Source organism: Cupriavidus sp. 22TCCZM04-2, from assembly GCF_057798895.1.
The window spans coordinates 339,051-355,893 of sequence record NZ_JBYOJS010000002.1; the positions used below are offsets into that span (position 1 = coordinate 339,051).

The 16,843-nt window shown below is 60.2% G+C and carries 14 protein-coding genes; 9 read left to right on the forward strand and 5 right to left on the reverse strand.

Annotation, left to right across the window (positions count from 1 at the left end; translation table 11 throughout):
• The first annotated feature begins 647 nt into the window (after positions 1-647).
• Positions 648-1,043 carry a hypothetical protein gene (locus tag AC3FKG_RS04960; protein WP_483712831.1) on the forward strand — a complete coding sequence of 132 codons (396 nt, stop codon included), beginning with the start codon at positions 648-650 and terminating at the stop codon, positions 1,041-1,043.
• Between the two features lie 115 nt (positions 1,044-1,158).
• Here AC3FKG_RS04960 and AC3FKG_RS04965 read toward each other — a convergent pair whose 3' ends face one another.
• From AC3FKG_RS04965 to AC3FKG_RS04975, 3 genes are all read right to left on the reverse strand, one after another.
• Positions 1,159-2,529, reverse strand: a complete 1,371-nt coding sequence (locus tag AC3FKG_RS04965; protein ID WP_488742556.1) for a sigma 54-interacting transcriptional regulator — start codon at positions 2,527-2,529, stop codon at positions 1,159-1,161.
• Between the two features lie 101 nt (positions 2,530-2,630).
• On the reverse strand, positions 2,631-2,942 hold the full coding sequence (locus AC3FKG_RS04970; RefSeq protein WP_483712829.1) for a hypothetical protein: 312 nt from the start codon (positions 2,940-2,942) through the stop codon (positions 2,631-2,633).
• A gap of 682 nt (positions 2,943-3,624) precedes the next feature.
• The gene (locus AC3FKG_RS04975; RefSeq protein ID WP_488742557.1) at positions 3,625-4,983 is read right to left on the reverse strand and encodes an NCS2 family permease; all 1,359 of its coding nucleotides are present in this window, start codon (positions 4,981-4,983) and stop codon (positions 3,625-3,627) included.
• Positions 4,984-5,398: 415 nt separating this feature from the next.
• On the opposite strand from AC3FKG_RS04975, the gene AC3FKG_RS04980 reads away from it, so the two are divergent.
• Positions 5,399-5,602 (forward strand): cold-shock protein, encoded by a 204-nt coding sequence (locus tag AC3FKG_RS04980; protein ID WP_006159057.1) that lies wholly within the window; start codon positions 5,399-5,401, stop codon positions 5,600-5,602.
• Between the two features lie 1,525 nt (positions 5,603-7,127).
• Positions 7,128-8,222 carry a replication protein RepA gene (locus tag AC3FKG_RS04985; protein ID WP_483712826.1) on the forward strand — a complete coding sequence of 365 codons (1,095 nt, stop codon included), beginning with the start codon at positions 7,128-7,130 and terminating at the stop codon, positions 8,220-8,222.
• Between the two features lie 92 nt (positions 8,223-8,314).
• Here AC3FKG_RS04985 and AC3FKG_RS04990 read toward each other — a convergent pair whose 3' ends face one another.
• The gene (locus AC3FKG_RS04990; RefSeq protein WP_042880443.1) at positions 8,315-8,518 is read right to left on the reverse strand and encodes a cold-shock protein; all 204 of its coding nucleotides are present in this window, start codon (positions 8,516-8,518) and stop codon (positions 8,315-8,317) included.
• Positions 8,519-8,899: 381 nt separating this feature from the next.
• On the opposite strand from AC3FKG_RS04990, the gene AC3FKG_RS04995 reads away from it, so the two are divergent.
• Together AC3FKG_RS04995 and AC3FKG_RS05000 are read left to right on the forward strand one after the other, a co-directional pair.
• Positions 8,900-9,559, forward strand: a complete 660-nt coding sequence (locus tag AC3FKG_RS04995; protein WP_483712825.1) for an AAA family ATPase — start codon at positions 8,900-8,902, stop codon at positions 9,557-9,559.
• A gap of 3 nt (positions 9,560-9,562) precedes the next feature.
• The gene (locus AC3FKG_RS05000; protein WP_488742558.1) at positions 9,563-10,573 is read left to right on the forward strand and encodes a ParB/RepB/Spo0J family partition protein; all 1,011 of its coding nucleotides are present in this window, start codon (positions 9,563-9,565) and stop codon (positions 10,571-10,573) included.
• Between the two features lie 59 nt (positions 10,574-10,632).
• On the opposite strand, the gene AC3FKG_RS05005 is transcribed toward AC3FKG_RS05000, so the two are convergent.
• Positions 10,633-12,198, reverse strand: a complete 1,566-nt coding sequence (locus AC3FKG_RS05005; RefSeq protein WP_488742559.1) for a phage integrase family protein — start codon at positions 12,196-12,198, stop codon at positions 10,633-10,635.
• Positions 12,199-13,006: 808 nt separating this feature from the next.
• Here AC3FKG_RS05005 and AC3FKG_RS05010 point away from each other — a divergent pair.
• Genes AC3FKG_RS05010 through AC3FKG_RS05025 form a run of 4 tightly spaced genes read left to right on the forward strand, consistent with a single transcriptional unit; the run spans position 13,007 to position 16,744 of the window.
• Positions 13,007-13,300, forward strand: a complete 294-nt coding sequence (locus tag AC3FKG_RS05010) for a hypothetical protein (RefSeq protein ID WP_488742560.1) — start codon at positions 13,007-13,009, stop codon at positions 13,298-13,300.
• A 13-nt stretch (positions 13,301-13,313) separates the two neighbouring features.
• Positions 13,314-14,582: a flippase gene (locus AC3FKG_RS05015; RefSeq protein ID WP_488742561.1), complete on the forward strand. Its 1,269-nt coding sequence runs from the start codon at positions 13,314-13,316 to the stop codon at positions 14,580-14,582.
• Positions 14,575-15,807, forward strand: coding sequence for an O-antigen polymerase (locus tag AC3FKG_RS05020; RefSeq protein WP_488742562.1), 1,233 nt, complete (start codon positions 14,575-14,577; stop codon positions 15,805-15,807). The genes AC3FKG_RS05015 and AC3FKG_RS05020 overlap by 8 nt, the downstream gene beginning before the upstream one ends.
• Positions 15,800-16,744: a glycosyltransferase family 2 protein gene (locus tag AC3FKG_RS05025; protein ID WP_488742563.1), complete on the forward strand. Its 945-nt coding sequence runs from the start codon at positions 15,800-15,802 to the stop codon at positions 16,742-16,744. The genes AC3FKG_RS05020 and AC3FKG_RS05025 overlap by 8 nt, the downstream gene beginning before the upstream one ends.
• The last annotated feature ends 99 nt before the right edge of the window (positions 16,745-16,843 follow it).

The following is a 16,843-nucleotide window of genomic DNA, read 5'->3' on the forward strand; positions in this document are numbered from 1 at the left end:
CCAGCGTGCAAGGGATACGGACGTGGCGCCTGTATCAGCGCTGTAACCGCACCCGATTCGTCAGGCTTTGCGCCTGCCGAGGTGTCATGCCGCGCGGGGCGCGGGATCGCGGCATGTGAGTCTTAAGCCCGCTGGCCGTCGCGGTGCAAGATTGGGAATGTCGGCGTTGCAGCAACGTAACCGATTCGTCAGCGGCCGCGGCGCAAGCCCACCATGAGCCCCTTGCACTTCCCCGAAAGCCGCATAAAACAAGCGTTTGCGGCCATTGGCATACTTGTCGCTCTCTGTCTGAACGGGAGTCGTCAAGAGACATAGCAAAATGACCTGCAGCATGCAGGAGGAGCCCCAGCCATGCGTCATCCGCCAGCACGCATGACGGCACGTCGGCGCTCGCACCGGTTGGCAGGACCGCCACCGTCCGTGATCGATCTGTTGTCGGCGCCGTTGCTGCCGTATCCGCGTTTGCCCGAGCGGCCCGTATCGCCTTGCGCGCTGTGGAGCCGGGCGCTTGCGATTTCGGCATACCGGCGCAGGACGGGACACTAGACCTGGACCACGGCGCGCCACAGGAGAGCGCCGCAAACCAGCAGGAATTTGTGCTCCGTCCCCCGGCGGGCACTTTTTTCCACCAAGGGAGGGAGCGACCCATGAAAGCCGGATGCCTTGCCGCCGCCCTGGCTCTGTTCTCGACCAGCGCCGCAGCGGCCAGCTATGCCTGGTTCGACCGGCCCGACAATGCCAGCGCCAACTCGCATGCTGCCGTGAGCAACGATATCTATGTGCGCGGTTTTGGCTGGGCATGGGGCGAATTGCAGTTCAAGCAGGACCCGGGCGCCGCGACGCCGAGTGAGCGGCAGGCACGCGATGGCCTGGACCGCCGCGACACGGCGCCCGGCCGCCACAGTGAAGGCGGCTATGCGCAGCCGCGCCATACGCGCGGCAAGATCAGCATGAACCTGGCGACCACGCCGGCCGCCGGGACGCAAGACACCGCCGGGACGGCGCGCAAGCCATCCGTGCCGGCCAACACCGTTGTGCGCTGACGTGCCGCAAGGCATGGGGAAAGGGGAACCGGAGAGCGGACGTCGCCAGTTCCCCTTTCCCTGGAGCGCCTGAGGTGCGCTACAGCCGCGCGACCTGGAGCGTGACGGGCCGGTGCTACTCGCCTGCGGCAGGCTGCGTTTCCACGCGAATGTTGTGCTTGTGCATGAGCCGGTACAGCGTCACGCGCGACACGTTCAGTTCGCGCGCGGCGGGCACGACATGAAAGCCGTGGCTGGCCATGACGCTGCGGATCGCCTCGCGCTCGGCTTCTTCGCGAATGGCATCGAGCGTCTTGCGCGGCAGCTCCGTTCCCCCATGCAGCTGCAGGTCCTCCGCCGTGATCTTGCGGTTGTCGGTCATGACGATGGCGCGCCGCACCCGGTTGATCAGCTCGCGCACATTGCCCGGCCACGCGTACTGCATCATCGCCTGCGTGGCGCAGGGGGAGAATCCGCGGATGCGCCGGTGGGCTTCGTGGCCATGCTCGGCCAGCACGACATTGGCCAGCAGCAGGATGTCCTCGCCACGCTCGCGCAACGCCGGAATCGTCAGCGTCAGCACGCACAGCCGGTGGAACAAGTCCGAGCGAAAGCGGCCATCGGCCTGCGCCGCCACCAGGTCCACGTGCGTGGCCGAGATAATGCGAAGATCCAGCGGAATGGACTGGTGTCCGCCCAGCCGTGTGATGGTGCCTTGCTGCAGGAAGCGCAACAGCGCCACCTGGCTTTCGAGCGGCAGGTCGCCGATTTCATCGAGGAACAAGGTGCCGCCCTGCGCCTGCTCGATCCAGCCGATCTTGCGCTGGTTCGCACCGGTGAAGGCGCCCTTCTCGTAGCCGAACAGTTCCGACTGCACCAGGTGCGATGGAATGGCACCGCAGTTGATCGCGACAAATGGCCCCTTGCGCCGGCTCGAGGCTTCGTGGATCGCCTGGGCGGCAAGCTCCTTGCCCGTGCCCGACTCGCCCGAAATGAATACCGGCGCTTCATTGTGCGCGACTTTCGCCAACGAACGGAACATGCTGCGCATGGGCGCGCATTCGCCGATCATCGCGCCGTGCGACGCCATCTCGGTGGCGCGGCCATGATGCAGGCAGGCCATGCCATGCGCGTGCTTGAGGGTGTACAACAACTCGTCGTGCGAGAAGGGCGTACGCACGTAGTCGACGCAGTAATCGCGGATCAGGATGCGCACGCGCTGGTCCGCCAGTTGGGCGTCGGTGGTGATCGCCACCCACGTCACGTGCTGGTGTTGCAGGCTCTGCTCCAGTTGCGCGAATTCTGCATCACTGTATTCGGCTTGCAGGTCGATCACGCCCGCCATGGGCGCGCTCCCGCGGACGACCCGCTCGAGGTCGCGCACCTGCTGGATGCGGCGCACGTCCCAGCCCGGCCCGAACTGGGCAGGGGTAAAACCAAAATCCTCATGACGCGACACGACCACGACCTGCGCAGCGCGTGCCGGCGCCTTGCACAGTCGGTCCATAACGATCTCCCGGACGTTGGGCTTATTGTTCACCCCGGTTTCCCGGCGCATTGGCACCGACCCTCCCGGCCGGTGCGCACGCCGCGGACTCGACGTCGGTATCACGAACTGGACTGACTATGCGCCGGATCGCCCATGGCGGCGAGCGGATCGCTGCCCAGGTGCAGTTCCTCTTGGAGACGGCGGCGGACAATATCGCGCTCGCGCATCAACTCGACGCGCGGCGACTCGGGCGTCTGCCCGGAATACTGGTAGTACAGCGCCTTGTAGGTCTGCTGGCTCAGGATCCATTCCTGCAGCAGTTCGCGCTGGCGGACCAGCTCGGCTTCAAGCAGCCGATGCCGCCGCAGCAGATTCTCAACGGCCTGGCGCGTGGTCGAGGACAAATCGCCTTCCTCGAGCAGAGTGGTCACGTCGGACACCGCTGCGCCGTCATGGCGGATCTTGCGGGTCGCTGAATCTCCTGTGGCGTCTCCCAACACTGCCCAGGTTCGATGCATGGAACGATTGGCGGACTCGCTGATGGGCCCGATGGCGGGTCGCCGGATTTCTCCTGCGTTCATATCTGATCCCCGTTGTACAACACCCCCGGCACTACACGTTCGCGTTTACCACTCTTCTGTCTTGAAATTCTTGTCTGTTTGGCGCACGTGTGTCCGCACGCTCTGTCTTCGTGGTGGCGATGCCGTATTGAAATACGGTCTGATCGGATGCGTCCCACGACGGGCGGACTTGCCGAAGATATATCACGGCGCTCGCTGGCGCCTTGCCGGGATGAACCGGAGTCGAGAAGGGGCGCGTCACGCGCCCCTCCGTTTGCCACGTCTCTAGTTCAGTGCATTTGCAGCGGTTTGTCCAGCCCCGAGTGGGGGATGTCCGACCAATCTCATGCCGGACTCATCCTTTGGGATGAAGCGCACATGAAGCATCGCATTCGCTGCATTTTTCCCAAATAGGCGCTTCCATGGCAATGGGCCAGGGTGTGACCGCCCCGCAGAAACGGGTACGCCTTGTTGCGCCATACCACGCAGAAACGGGTACGCGGCAGTCGCCGCAGCATGCATTTCGGACAGGCGATGCTACGGCTTCCCAGTGTCAGTGACCGGGCAGATAGTAGAACTTGAAGATAAACACGGCCGCGATGATCCACACCATCGCCGGCACCTGCCGGGCCCGTCCGGTCAGCAGCTTGAGCACCGCGTAGGTGATGAAACCGAACGCCACGCCATTGGCCACAGAATAGGTAAACGGCATGCCGAGCGCCGTCAGAACGGCCGGAACAACTTCAGTCACGTCATTCCAGTCGATATCGAGCAGCTCGCGCAGCATCAGGCAGGACACATAGAGCAGTGCCGGCGCGGTGGCATAGGCCGGAACCGTGCCGGCCAGCGGCGCGATGAACAGGCAGGCCAGGAACAGGACCGCAACAGTCACCGCAGTAAGGCCGGTGCGTCCCCCCGCCTGCACGCCCGAAGCGCTTTCGATATAGGCCGTGGTCGACGACGTGCCGAGGAACGAGCCGGCCATGATGGCCGTGCTGTCAGCCATCAGCGCCTTGTTGAGGCGGTCCATGCGGCCGGCCTTGAGAAGGCCGGCGCGGTTGGCCACGCCCATCAGCGTGCCGGTCGCATCGAACAGTTCGACCAGGAAGAAGACCAGCACCACGTTGATGATGCCGATCGACAACGCCGCGGACACATCGAGCTTGAACAGCGTGGGGCTGATCGACGGCGGCGAGGAGAACACGCCGTGGAACGTATTGCCAGCGAAGAGGAAGCTCAGCACCGTGGTCAGCAGGATGCCGATCAGGATGGCGCCTTTCACCTTCAGTTGGTCCAGCGAAACGATAACGAAGAAGCCGACGATCGCGAGCACGGCGGACGGCTGGTGCAGGTCGCCGATAGTGACGAGCGTGGCCGGGCTGGCGGTAACGATGCCCGCGTTCTTGAGCGCGACGATCGCCAGGAACAGGCCGATGCCCGCCGTGATCGCCACGCGGATCGAGTGCGGAATGCCGTTGACGATCATTTCGCGCACGCGGAACAGCGTCACCAGCAGGAACAGGCAGCCCGAGATGAACACGGCGCCCAGCGCGGCTTGCCAAGCAAAACCCATGCCCTTCACCACGGTATACGCGAAGTAGGCATTCAGGCCCATGCCCGGCGCCATGGCAATCGGATAATTGGCGTACAGGCCCATGATCAGCGTGCCGATCGCGGCCGCCACGCAGGTTGCCACGAAGACCGCATCCTTGGGCATGCCGGCATCCCCGAGGATCGACGGGTTCACGAAGATGATGTACGCCATCGTAAGGAAGGTGGTCATCCCCGCCAGGACTTCGGTACGCACATCGGTCTGGTGTTCGGATAGCCTGAAGATCCGCTCGAGCAGGGAGGGCGTGGGCTGGCCTGCGGCGGGGCCGGCCGCCTTGGAAGCGGGTTCCGGTATCGACATCAAAGGTCTCCTGAAAGTCTGTCGTTATGGCATCGGGCTGCCGCATGGACAACAGCCGCCACGGCAGGTGTAGCGGCGGCCATGACTTGAGCACGCATGGCGCACAGGGCTGCGGCCAGCGTACTCTGGCGCAGAATGGCCGCGCAGGTGCCCGCGCCGACGCATGAACAACATGTAAAGCGCGTGATGATCCCACAGCGCAGGAATGTGATGCCAGCCCCCGCTACGGGCCATCCCGAGCTTGACGGTAGCATCGATCCCCCGTATAAATCGCACTAGATTCAAGCGACGAGGCAACAGTTCATTCGTTAGCCACCGTCTGGTACTTCGGTTGTCCATGGTGTCCTTTCCTTGAGTTCCGTGTAGAGTGGCGCATTCGTCATTCGTTTATTTTATTTTTTCTGGAAAGCAAATCATGCAAACCGGTATCGTCAAATGGTTCAACGACGCCAAGGGCTTCGGCTTCATCAAGCCGGACGCAGGTGGCGACGACCTCTTCGCTCACTTCTCGGAAATCCGCTCGGACGGTTTCAAGTCGCTGCAGGAAAACCAACGTGTGTCGTTCGAAGTCAAGAACGGCCCGAAGGGTCTGCAAGCCGCGAACATCACCCCGCTGTAAGCTGGCACGCGGCGCGCCCTGCGCGCCACGACAAGAAACCCGCCCCCGAGGCGGGTTTTTTTGTGCCCGGCGCCACCAGCGTACGCCAGTCGGCGCCGTTTTCATCCCCTTCCTCCTGGCCCACTGCGGTGCAGTCCCCGAACTGCTACAGCACATTCTTCCGCGGCTAGCTCTCGTTCGCAGAAACGGGTACGCCCGCGCTCGAATCCCATTCGTTTGAAGTAACGCATTGCGGCGCACCACGCAGAAATGGGTACGCTGCCGCCGCCTCTTGTCCGCAGAAACAGGTACGCAGCGGGCCGCGCGCAACCCCCCGCCGGAAACTGGCCCGCAGAAATGGGTACGCAGAAGCCTGGATACGCGCGAAGGGCCTCGCCGGCGTTGCGTAAACACACTCCACCAGGTGCGTCGGTCAGCATCACTTTTCCTCGCAGAAACGGGTACGCGCCATGTTGCAGCGCGGCATGCAGCCGCCTAGAGCTCGATGTTTACGCACTCCGCAGAAATGGGTACGCCCGTTTTGGTTTTCCTGACGACAACGAAGCGCAGAAATAGGTACGCGGGGTAGCAACTCCATGTCGGGCCGACATCGATTGGCCGCGTCCGGCAGCGCGCGCATCGCAGAAACGGGTACGGGCGAGATACCCCCATGCGACCACGTATACGTTGAAAGTAAGCACTGGCTTTTAGCCAAGGCCCGGTGTATAATAGAATGTGCGATGAAGGTTCTGATGCCGCCCGGGAAGTATCCGCAGAAACGGGTACGCTAGGCTCAACAGGAGTCGTCTCGATGGACGCAGAAATGGGTACGGTCACGCTGCGCTCCCACCTTGAGCCGAGATCGCAGAAATAGGTACGCCGCAGAATTGGGTACGCCCGCGAGGTCCCAGCGCTGCACCGGGCCTTAGCGCAGAATCAGGTACGCTTTGCCCTGGTGTGGCGCAGAAACGGGTACGCTTTGCGGCGGAAGGGCGATGGGTATATGCCAGCACGAACCTATTTCTGCGGGGATAACTCCGTAAACCCGCCGCCCAGGCGCACTCAAACACCCGAAACCGCGCTTTCATCGCAGAAACAGGTACGCTAACGAGCTGTCTTGCTGTGGAAAAGCCTGTGGGAACAACAGGTTATCCACGCAGAATCCGGTTCGGGGTTTCCGCTGAAACAGGTTCGGTCTTGCGCAGATTCAGGTTCGGGCCTTCGCAGAATTGAGTACGGTTCTCCGCAGAATCTGGTTCGCGGGCGGTTCAATTCTTCTTTGAAATCAATGCCCTGACCTCTCCGTATACGGTTTACAAGTAGTTAACCCGTATCTGTATCGTTTACTTGTAGCCAAGGTCTGGCCATCCGTGGACAACCCCTGCGGGTTGCCCACCGACAACCAGCCTGCCGTCAACGAGGTAAACACGGCACCTCAACCCAATCGGCATTCAGGGAAGCACCGTAGAAACGTATACGTACCCGTTTCTGCGTGACAAGGTTTACGGGTTCGCGTAAAAAGGCGGGTAATCCGAAGCACGCCACTATGCCCATCAAACGCTCCCCGGTCGCCGCGGGGGATCGCACCGTCCTGGATATGGACGGCGAGCCATCCCGCATCATTGTTCCTGGCAACGAGAACAGCCTGGTTCCGTCCGAGAAATTTCAACGTCTGTTCGACGAGGCGCAAGCCATGGAGCGCGAGGACGCCTGGCAAAGCGGCGAAGTCGGGTTCCTGAGTCGTGCCAGCGTCCAGGTCACGTTGCCGTATCGCGCGCCCAAAGGCGCGCCTCCCGTGTGGACGCGTACCAGCGGCAACATTTCGCTGATGATCCAGCCTGGCTACTTCACGCAGCAGCGCTCTGAGCGCGCCAGCAACGGCCGGCAGAAGCTGGTCTCCGAAACGGTTTCGCTGGGCTATCCCTATGGGTCGTATCCGCGCCTGATGCTTGCCTGGATCGGCAAGGAAATCATGGCCAAGAAGAAGCGGGGGGAATTCACCGGCACGGTGGAAGACCGACGCATCTCGCTGGGCAATTCCTTGTCGGAGTTCATGTACAACCTCGGCATTCCGATGGCGACGGGTGGCAAGCGCGGCACGATGACGCTGGTCCGACAGCAGATGATCCGCCTGTTCTCGGCGACCATCGCGATCGTCCAGAACAAGTCCACGCCAAGCCAGAACCAGAACAGCAGCCACGAGCCGTTGTCCATCGACCGTGTCGGCTACTTGCTGGCCGATCAGCTGTCGACGTGGTGGGATCCCATGCAGCCGGGCCAGGGCTCCATGTTCGAGAGCTTTGTGGTGCTCTCAGAGCCCTTTTTCAACGAGTTGGTTAACCGTCCCGTACCGGTCGACATGCGCGCGCTGAAGGCGCTCAAGCAGTCGCCGTTTGCGTTGGACGTTTACTCGTGGCTAACGTACCGATTCTTTACAATCCAGCGACGCACCGAGATCCCGTGGGAGGCCCTGCAGATGCAGTTCGGCACGGAAACCGAAAGCGAGCGCAAATTTCGCGCATTGTTTCGCAAGGCACTCAAGGACGTGCTGGTGGTCTACCCCGGCGCCAAGGTCGATGCGGACTCCTCGAAGGCCCTCATCCTGCAGCCGTCCCGAACCAGCGTCCGCAAGCTGGGCTGACGAAGGCGCGGACGACAAAAAAGGCAAGCTGGAGGCTTGCCTTTTTTGTTTTCGGGCGATGGCCACGCAGCAAGCTGCGTGGCGCACGCTCATCAGGCGGGCTTGATGGCCGATGCCTGCAGACCCTTCGGGCCTTGCTTGACCTCAAAGGTCACGCGTTGACCGTCCTTCAGGGTCTTGAAGCCAGCGCCCTGGATCTCGGAGAAGTGCGCAAACAGATCCGCACCGCCGTCGTCCGGGGTAATGAAGCCAAAGCCCTTGGTCTCGTTGAACCACTTGACCGTACCGGTTGCCATAGGAATTTCCTTTCGAAGCAAGTTCTCTTGTACACCACGCAAACAACCGTTCAAGCACGTTGATTCTCGTAGATACCGAACGGAAGCCGACGAGGTTGACACGACTTGACTCGACTGTAGGGCGCATCATAACCAGATTTGTCCTGGTCTGTCATGTGCGCCGTAAAGCGCACTACAAATACTTTAGGCGGATTGACTGCCGCATTTCAAGCGGAAATATCAAACATTGGCAGTTTCACCCCATCGCGGTGAGTGATCGCACTCGCTTGTCTAACTACAAATGTTATAAAAATTTAGAATACGGTTGATGCGCCACCTGGATTTGGCTAAAGTGGCGCCTAAAGTTAACCGCGCACTTTCAGCGCTGAAAGAGAGGTCCTTGTGGCAGCAAAAATCATCACAGTCTTCAACCAGAAGGGCGGGTGTGGCAAGACGACGGTGAGCATGCATCTGGCCGGAACGCTGGGCCTGCGGGGCGCGCGCTCGATGCTTGTCGATATGGACGAACAAGGCACGGCGACAAGATGGGCGGCTCAGGCCAGCGACGAGCGTCCTTTCCCCGCCTCGGTAATTGGTTTGGCGCCGTCCGGCGGCGCAATGCACCGGGAAGTCCGCAAATTCGTCAATGACTACGACTACATTGTTGTCGACTGCCCGCCGGCCGTGCACTCGGCTGCGCCGTCCAGCGCCCTGCTGATTTCCGATCTGGCCATCATCCCCGTGGTTCCGTCACCGCCCGACCTGTGGGCTGCGGTGGCGGCAAAAACCCTCGCACAACACGCGCAAGTCCAGAATGAAACGCTGTTGATTCGCGTGATGGCGAACATGGTGCAAAGGCGTGTTTCCATCGCGCGTCAGGCAATCGAGATCCTTGGTGACGACGGCGAAGTTCCTCTGCTGAATTCGATGATCGGTTCGCGTTCGGCGTTCCGGGAGTGCCAGGCGATCGGTTGCACCGTCCACGGTGTCGCTGGCGCGCGCGAAGCCGTGCAGGAGGTCGACATGATGGTCGATGAAGTGTTGTCTTTGATTGAGCATTAAGGCATGGCTACAAAACTGAAGAGCCTGAAAGCAGGCATGCTGGCCGGCATGGCAGCGGAAAAGACCCGTAACGATTCCATGGACCGTTTTGCGCGCGCGGAGGCCGCAATTTCGCAGCATCCGAACGGGCTGCTACAGGGTCGCCCGCCAGAACCGGCGCTGTCTTTCAGCGCTGAAAGTGCCGAAACGGAGAGCTCCCGCCCTCTGGTCCGCATTCTCCTGACCCACCTGCACGACAATCCGCTCAACGCCCGCCGGATCTACGACCCTGCCGTCGTGCAGGAGCGTGCCGCGTCGATCGCCACGCACGGACAGAAGACGCCCGGCCTTGCCGCTCCGGACCCATCCCGTCCGGGCCACTACATCCTGATCGATGGCCACTATCGCAAGCGTGCCCTGGCATCCGCCGGCAAGCTGGAGATGGAATGCTTTGTCGAAAATGATCTCAGTGATCTGGATTTCTACCGCCTATCCTTCATGCTCAACGAGCAGCGGTCGGACCAGTCCGCGCTCGACAATGCGATCGCCTGGCGCCAGTTGCTGGACGAGGGCAAGGTACAGAAGGAGGAGGACATCTGCGAACTGACCGGCATCTCCGCCGGCACGGTGAACAAGACGCTCGCCTTGCTGCGATTGCCGGAATCGGTGCTCGGTGTCATGCGCGAACGGCCGAACGCTATCGGCATTGCGGCGGGGTACGAGCTGACGCTCTATTTCAAGCTCGCCGGCGAGGACCGCACGCGCGACCTGGCAGCACGCATCATGACCGACGGCTTGTCGAGCCGCGAAGTGGAATCCATCCGCAAGCAGGCCCAGGAAGGCAAATCGCGCAAGGTGAAGGAAATCAGTCGCCAGTACAAGATCCGTACCGAAGGCGGCCAGTTGCTAGGCACCATCAAGGAATGGGATTCCGGGCGGGTCATGCTCGATGTGCAACTCACCGACCGCGGCGCGCGCGAGGCGCTGGTCGAAGCGCTCAAGACGCGTTTTGGCCTGGACAAGACGTTGCTCTAGGACGTACCGGCTCCGATCCCGCGTTGGGGGAGGGCCCCTTGATGGCGTTCCCTGCGCCTTCACACTGCCGCGGAACGAATCTGTCTAGGTGTGAACGCGGGCAATGTCTTCGCCTGCGTGCTCGCGTAGGTCTTCCACGCGGCCCGCAACAACTGATCGAGACCGCTGGCTCCATAGCCGGCCGCGGACCCCGCCAGGCGCTTCGCGGCGCCTCGGCGAGTCGGCGGATAATCGGTCGGCCCCAGAAGCGCCGCGCCACGGGGCGGGGACTCCGTCAGGCCGCGCCGTACCCAATGCTTCCGCAACGCGGCAAGCGTATCCGGGGCCAAGGCGCGAGATCGTGCCTTCGCGTCATGCCAACGCAGGCAAGCTTCAGAACCTTCCGTTTGCAGCGCGTCGCAGGGAATGCTGGCAAGCTCGCCGAGCCTGAATCCGTCCCGGACCAGCAAGGCGGCAGCGAACGCTGCCTGCCACTTTGACTCACCTTGCGTGCCCAGCCAGTCCAGGAATTCGTCGATGTCACTGCGCGCGAGCGCACTACGTCCATGTGGCTCGACGGCGACACTAGCGCTGATAGCTGGCGTGTCGACGAGATCGATGCTGCCCCCGAACGCCTTTGCCATCGACAGCGACTTCAACATGGCACGAATCACCCTCAGTGCCGCCGTCTGCGAACTGGCGCGCAGTGGTCCCTCGAAAGGCCGCCAATGGACGCGATCCCGTGGGCTGGCCGGCCCACACCAGAACGCGGCCGGCTCGGGTGCCCGCAGAAAGGCTACATATCTTTGCAACGATTCCACTGTGAGATCTGCCAGCTGCAGACGCTCTCTCGCCAGCCAGAGCAGTAGCCGTTCGGCTTCCTTTCGGTAACTGCTTCGCGTATGGGGTGACCTCGGCTTGGCGTCGAGCCATTGCCGGACGCGCTCCAGGTCCGATCCCGCCGCGTCCGGGGCAGGCTGGCCCAACGGCGGCTCCTGCATATGTTCAAGCGGTACCGGGTACGCCATGTGTGGACCCAATGGAAGCGGCACGATGGCGGGGCGCTGGAAGACCTCGGAAGGCGGCACGATATGTGCCCCAATAAGTGCCGTATTGTTATCTTTTTCCGCTTTGCGTTGCTCGATCAACCATCGTGTAATGACCTCCGCCGACTTCGGGCCAATTCGTGGCACCGCGCGCCACCAACTACTGCCGCGGGCATTGGCGAGGCTGGCGAGATCGGAAATCTTGTGAATGCCAGCGGCGGCGAGACGGCGTGCCAGGCTTGGGCCGAACCACAGTCCGACTTCGTGCCCCGAGGCCGGCCGACCCTGCCCTAATCCTTCCAGCGACGAGAGTGCATCGACCCGGCGCGTCATGCCCACGTCGGACCGCCCGCGCAGCGCCTCGAACATCTCCGCGATGTCCGGGCGGTCATGCTGCAAGGCAAACTGGACGAGGCGGTCCCGCAGCGCGAGGATCCGCGCGATGGCCTGGCTCTCGGTCAGCGCGTCGTCATCGTCCGGATCGGACAGGTAGCGGTTGGCGATGTCGACCGGCCGCATGCCTTGCGCATAGGCGCGCACAACGGCGAATTCCGTCCGGGTCAGCTTGGTGGCGGCCGATGCGCCGTGATCTTCGCTCATCCTCGGTTCTTACCTAAGTGACTGAACTATAACAACTTTATTCAAAGTGGATTCCGAGCAGGCCACTTTTGCGGCATCAAAGTTAATGTAAATTATTTTTGTGCGAGCCACCACACTTTATTGGCTCGAACCTGTGATTTCGGACTGTGCGGCAGGCCCCCTTCGCTAGCTTGCCAGCCGGCTACGGGGCTTGCGCCAGTTCCGGGCGAAGGTCGCGAGAGCGAAAGCGTACCCATTTCTGCGTGTGCATTCCGGATCGCAGAAATCGAACGCCGGGGCGAAATGCTCGATATTCGCCGCACGGACGGGCCGGCAATGGACGACTACGCCTCACTGACGTCCATGCTGAACGCGCGGGATCACGACTTGCTCGACGAGCTAGCGGGGGCGCAATTGTCAGCGCTCCTGCATCGCCATGAACGGTTGTTGACGTCGCCATGAAAGGCGAGCCAGGCGCTGCCGCCAAGCAGACGTCTAGCGACGTCGATGCGGCTCCGGCGAAACACATATATGGGTTGCCGCACATAGATACGCCCTGACGCTGCCAGCGCCGCCGATAATTCTTGAAACCGGGTAAGACGCCAAACCATCCGTCTGTCCGGATCGCTCACACGTTCAAGCATCGTGTCTGATGCTGAGGATTGTCATTGCCGCGGAGATTTGCGAGCGCTCTGCATTCTGCAATGCGCTCTGATCAGGGCGTCATTCAAGGCGGGCACTCCGGCCACTTTCAACGAAGCATGGCCGGCGCCGTTGCTTCCTAGTTGGCGGCTTGGCTGAAAGACGTTACCTCTATCCCGACACATCAATGAACCACGACCTTGCCTTCGCGCCGCCGGCACGGCCACTGGACGCTGCGATCGATTTCGAGCGTCTCTCCGGCGCCCTGGTTGCGCAGCGCCCGCTGATCGCCACCTTGGCGTTGGGGCGCGGCCGTGAAATCCCGCTCTTGCGCCTAGCGGTCGGGAGCGCGGCCGATGATCTTCAACGCTATGTCGAAACCGAGCCGAAATATTCCGCACTGGTAGGTCGATGGCTGGTGGGCAGGATGAAGCCGCGTTCAGACCCTGGCCGGACATTGCCAGGCTCGACCTCAGATTGAGATCGTGTAGATCATGCGGCTATCCCATATTTCCTGGAATCTGGCTGGATTGGCGCTCCCATTACTCGTCGCCGCTGTCACGGTCCCACAACTCATACAGAAGCTCGGAAACGAACGGTTTGGGTTGCTAGCGCTGGCATGGGGATTGATCGGCTATGCGGGCGCGCTGGATCTCGGGATCGGCCGTGCACTGACGCAGTTGGTATCCAGTTTGCGGGGCGCAAACAATCTGGCAGATATACCGCACGTGCTGGCGACAGCCCGTCGCATTACTCTCCTGGCTGGGCTGGTTGGTGGCATTTTGGTTGCGGCGACCGCGTTGCTGGGTGGATACGCCTGGATCGATGCGCATGGTACGCCCCCGCTTGAGATCCGCTCGGCCATGATATTGCTAGCGATCGCGCTACCGGCCCAGGCGATGAGTGCCACCTATCGCGGGATGAACGAAGCCTTCCTGAACTTCAAAGGTATTAGCTTATTGCGCGCGGGACTCGGCGTCATCAATTTTGGCGGACCGTACCTGGTGACACTCTATACCAATCAGCTTCCGTGGCTGATTGCAACGCTAGTAGTCAGCAGGGTTCTTGCTTTGTTCGCATTTGACTACCTGGCTGCCCGATGCATGCGGAATGGTGGAGTCGCATATAAGGGAGTCTATTCTCCGAAAATCGCCCGGTCGTTGTTCGCTTTCGGCGGATGGGTCACCGTCAGTAGCATAGTAAGCCCGATCCTGGTCCAGGCAGATCGCTTTGTTATTGCCTCGGTCATCTCTGCTGCGGCAGTGACGGTCTATGTTTTGCCTTATGAGATGGTGACGCAGAGCCTGATATTGGTAAGCTCGGTATCGTCGGTAATGTTCCCGACTCTGAGCCGATTGATGCATGAGCATCCTGGCGAGTGGCGCCCCTATTTTCGTCGCTGGTTGTTCATCATGGTCGGATTAATGGCGGTGGTGAGCATATTAATGGCCTTGCTGCTGCCTGAGGTGCTCTTGTGGTGGATAAAGGGTCATCTGAAACCCGAATCGATTGCAATCGGTCAAGTCCTGTGTCTCGGAGTCTTTGCCAATGCGATTGGCTCCATGTTTTACGCGCTGATTCAGGCCGGTGGGCGAGCCAATCTGACTGCGACATTGCATGTCATCGAACTGCCGATTTTCGTTGTCGCGCTATATTTTCTCCTCGATAGATACGGTATTCATGGTGCCGCTTGGGCGTGGGTGGGGCGTATGATCTTCGACGCCAGCGCGTTAGCATACTATTCTAGGGTGCGGAATGTTTGAGGTATTGCTGCTCGTTACGTTGGCGGGGTTGCTGGCAGCGAGTCGGCGACAATTGGGGTTTGGGAATCCATTCCAGATCTACTTCTTCCTTTGGTTCTCCCTGCTCCTTGGATATTATCTGTCGCGGGATAGCTTCATCCCGGTATCAACGGAATTTGTCCTTCTTATCCTGACGGCAAAGCTTCTTGCATTGCTTATTATGTTCTGGTGCCATCTGCGACTCCGGAGGGAGAGCGCAAGAGTCTGGCGGCACGGGGTCATTGCGAAAAAAAACAGATTTATTGACATCGCGCAACTAGTGGCGATCATTGCCCTCCCGCTCGTCTACGGGCGAGCTACGGAAATTGCGGATGGGGAGAGCGTTTTTACTGTCGTGGGTTATATAACGCTCCGTGCGGGGATGACTGAGGACGGACAAGGCTACGGGATATTGGCATACCTGTGGGTACTTTCCTTTGCAACTACTTCCGTATCAATATTTCTCTACCGCCAGTCAAATTTGGGAGCTGGTCGCCTGTGCCTTTCCTTTGCGGTGAGCCTATGTTACTGCTACCTCAGCACCGGCCGGACCTATATCTTGTTCTTTTTGTGTCTGGCTCTGGTTCCGTTGATGACCGTCGGCGCAATTCGTATGCGGGGATTATTAATCGCGTTAGTAGTATTCACTACGCTATTGATATTCGTGACGACGATGACTGCCAAAGGAATTTCCGCGGATGACGGCGTCGCGGAAAACGCGACGTCTTTTCTCGAAAGTTTGCGGGGCTACACAATTGGTCCGCTTCTTGCGTTTTCCCGCCTTGTGGAGTGGAGTCCGGATCTAAGCTGGGGCGAAAATACGTTTCGCCTGTTTATCTCCATTCAATATGCGTTGGGCCTTTCAGATATGGCCCCCGTATCCTTGATGAAAGGGTATGCGTTCGTCCCGGATCCAACCAATGTGTATACGGTGTACGAGGTTTACTTCCGCGACTTTTCGTACCTTGGCGTGCTAATTCCACCGGTGTTCCTGATTTTGCACTTCTGGTTGTATAGGAAAGCGCGCTCGAGTGGTGGAGTCTGGATCTTTTATTACTCTGCGTCGGTGTACCCGTTGGTGATGCAGTTCTTCCAAGACCAGTATTTTTCATTGCTGTCAACCTGGATTCAGGTCTGGTTCTGGTATTGGCTCTTTATGACGCCGAACCGATTCAGGTGGAACAAGGGAGGGCTCGGTCATGCTTGATATTGTTCTGGTGAACTGGAATAGCCGAGGGCAACTTTCGGATGCCATCGCAAGTATTGTGCAGCATCACGGCGGACTGGTCAGGTCGGTAATTGTTGTCGACAACGCGTCAAGTGACGATTCGCTTTCGCTGGCGGAAGCGGCGGCATCCAATTCGCCTTTTGATGTAAAGGTAATAGTTAACACCAGAAATCGCGGCTTTGGTGCGGCCTGTAATCAAGGCGCGGCGCTTGCCGAGGCAGAGTTTGTGCTCTTCTTGAATCCGGATGCGAGATTATTTGCCGGTTCTTTGCATGTACCGTTGACTTACCTTAAGGAACCCGGGGCGGCGGACGTGGGGATTGTCGGTGTTTCACTCGTGGACGAGAACAATCAAGTGGCGCGCAGTTGCTCGCGTTTTCCGACGGTGGCATCTTTCTTTGCCAACGCCACCGGTCTCAATCGCCTTCCGGGCCTCCGGCGATGGACGCAGGCCATGGTGGAATGGCCGCACGATTCGAACAGGCAGGTAGACCAGGTGATAGGTGCATTCTTCTTGATGCGTCGTGACCTGTTCGTGGCACTGGGCGGATTTGACGAACGGTTCTTTGTTTACTTCGAGGAAGTTGATTTATCGCTACGCGCCCTTCAAGCCGGATTCCGGAGCATGTATATAGCCGACGTCCAGGCGTTTCACGCCGGTGGCGGCACCTCGCAACAGGTAAAGGGACATCGCTTGTTTTACTCCCTGCGTAGCCGCTTGCTTTACGGGTTCAAGCATTTCAGGCGGATGCCCGCGTGGACGTTGGTTTTTGTGACGCTTTGCCTGGAACCGTTAAGTCGCATAGGCTTTCTGCTAATCGCCGGAAAAATTGATGATGCGCGCAATACATTGATGGGCTATCGCATGCTGATTGGAGATCTCGGCGATATATTGATGCGGGCGAACCGGCCATGAAAATACTTGTGCTCTCCCGCCTGCGCTTCAAGCAAAAGAGCCGCGCTGGGGCGATGGCAAATGAGTATGGAGTTGCCACGATATGAGTCAAAGGCGGAG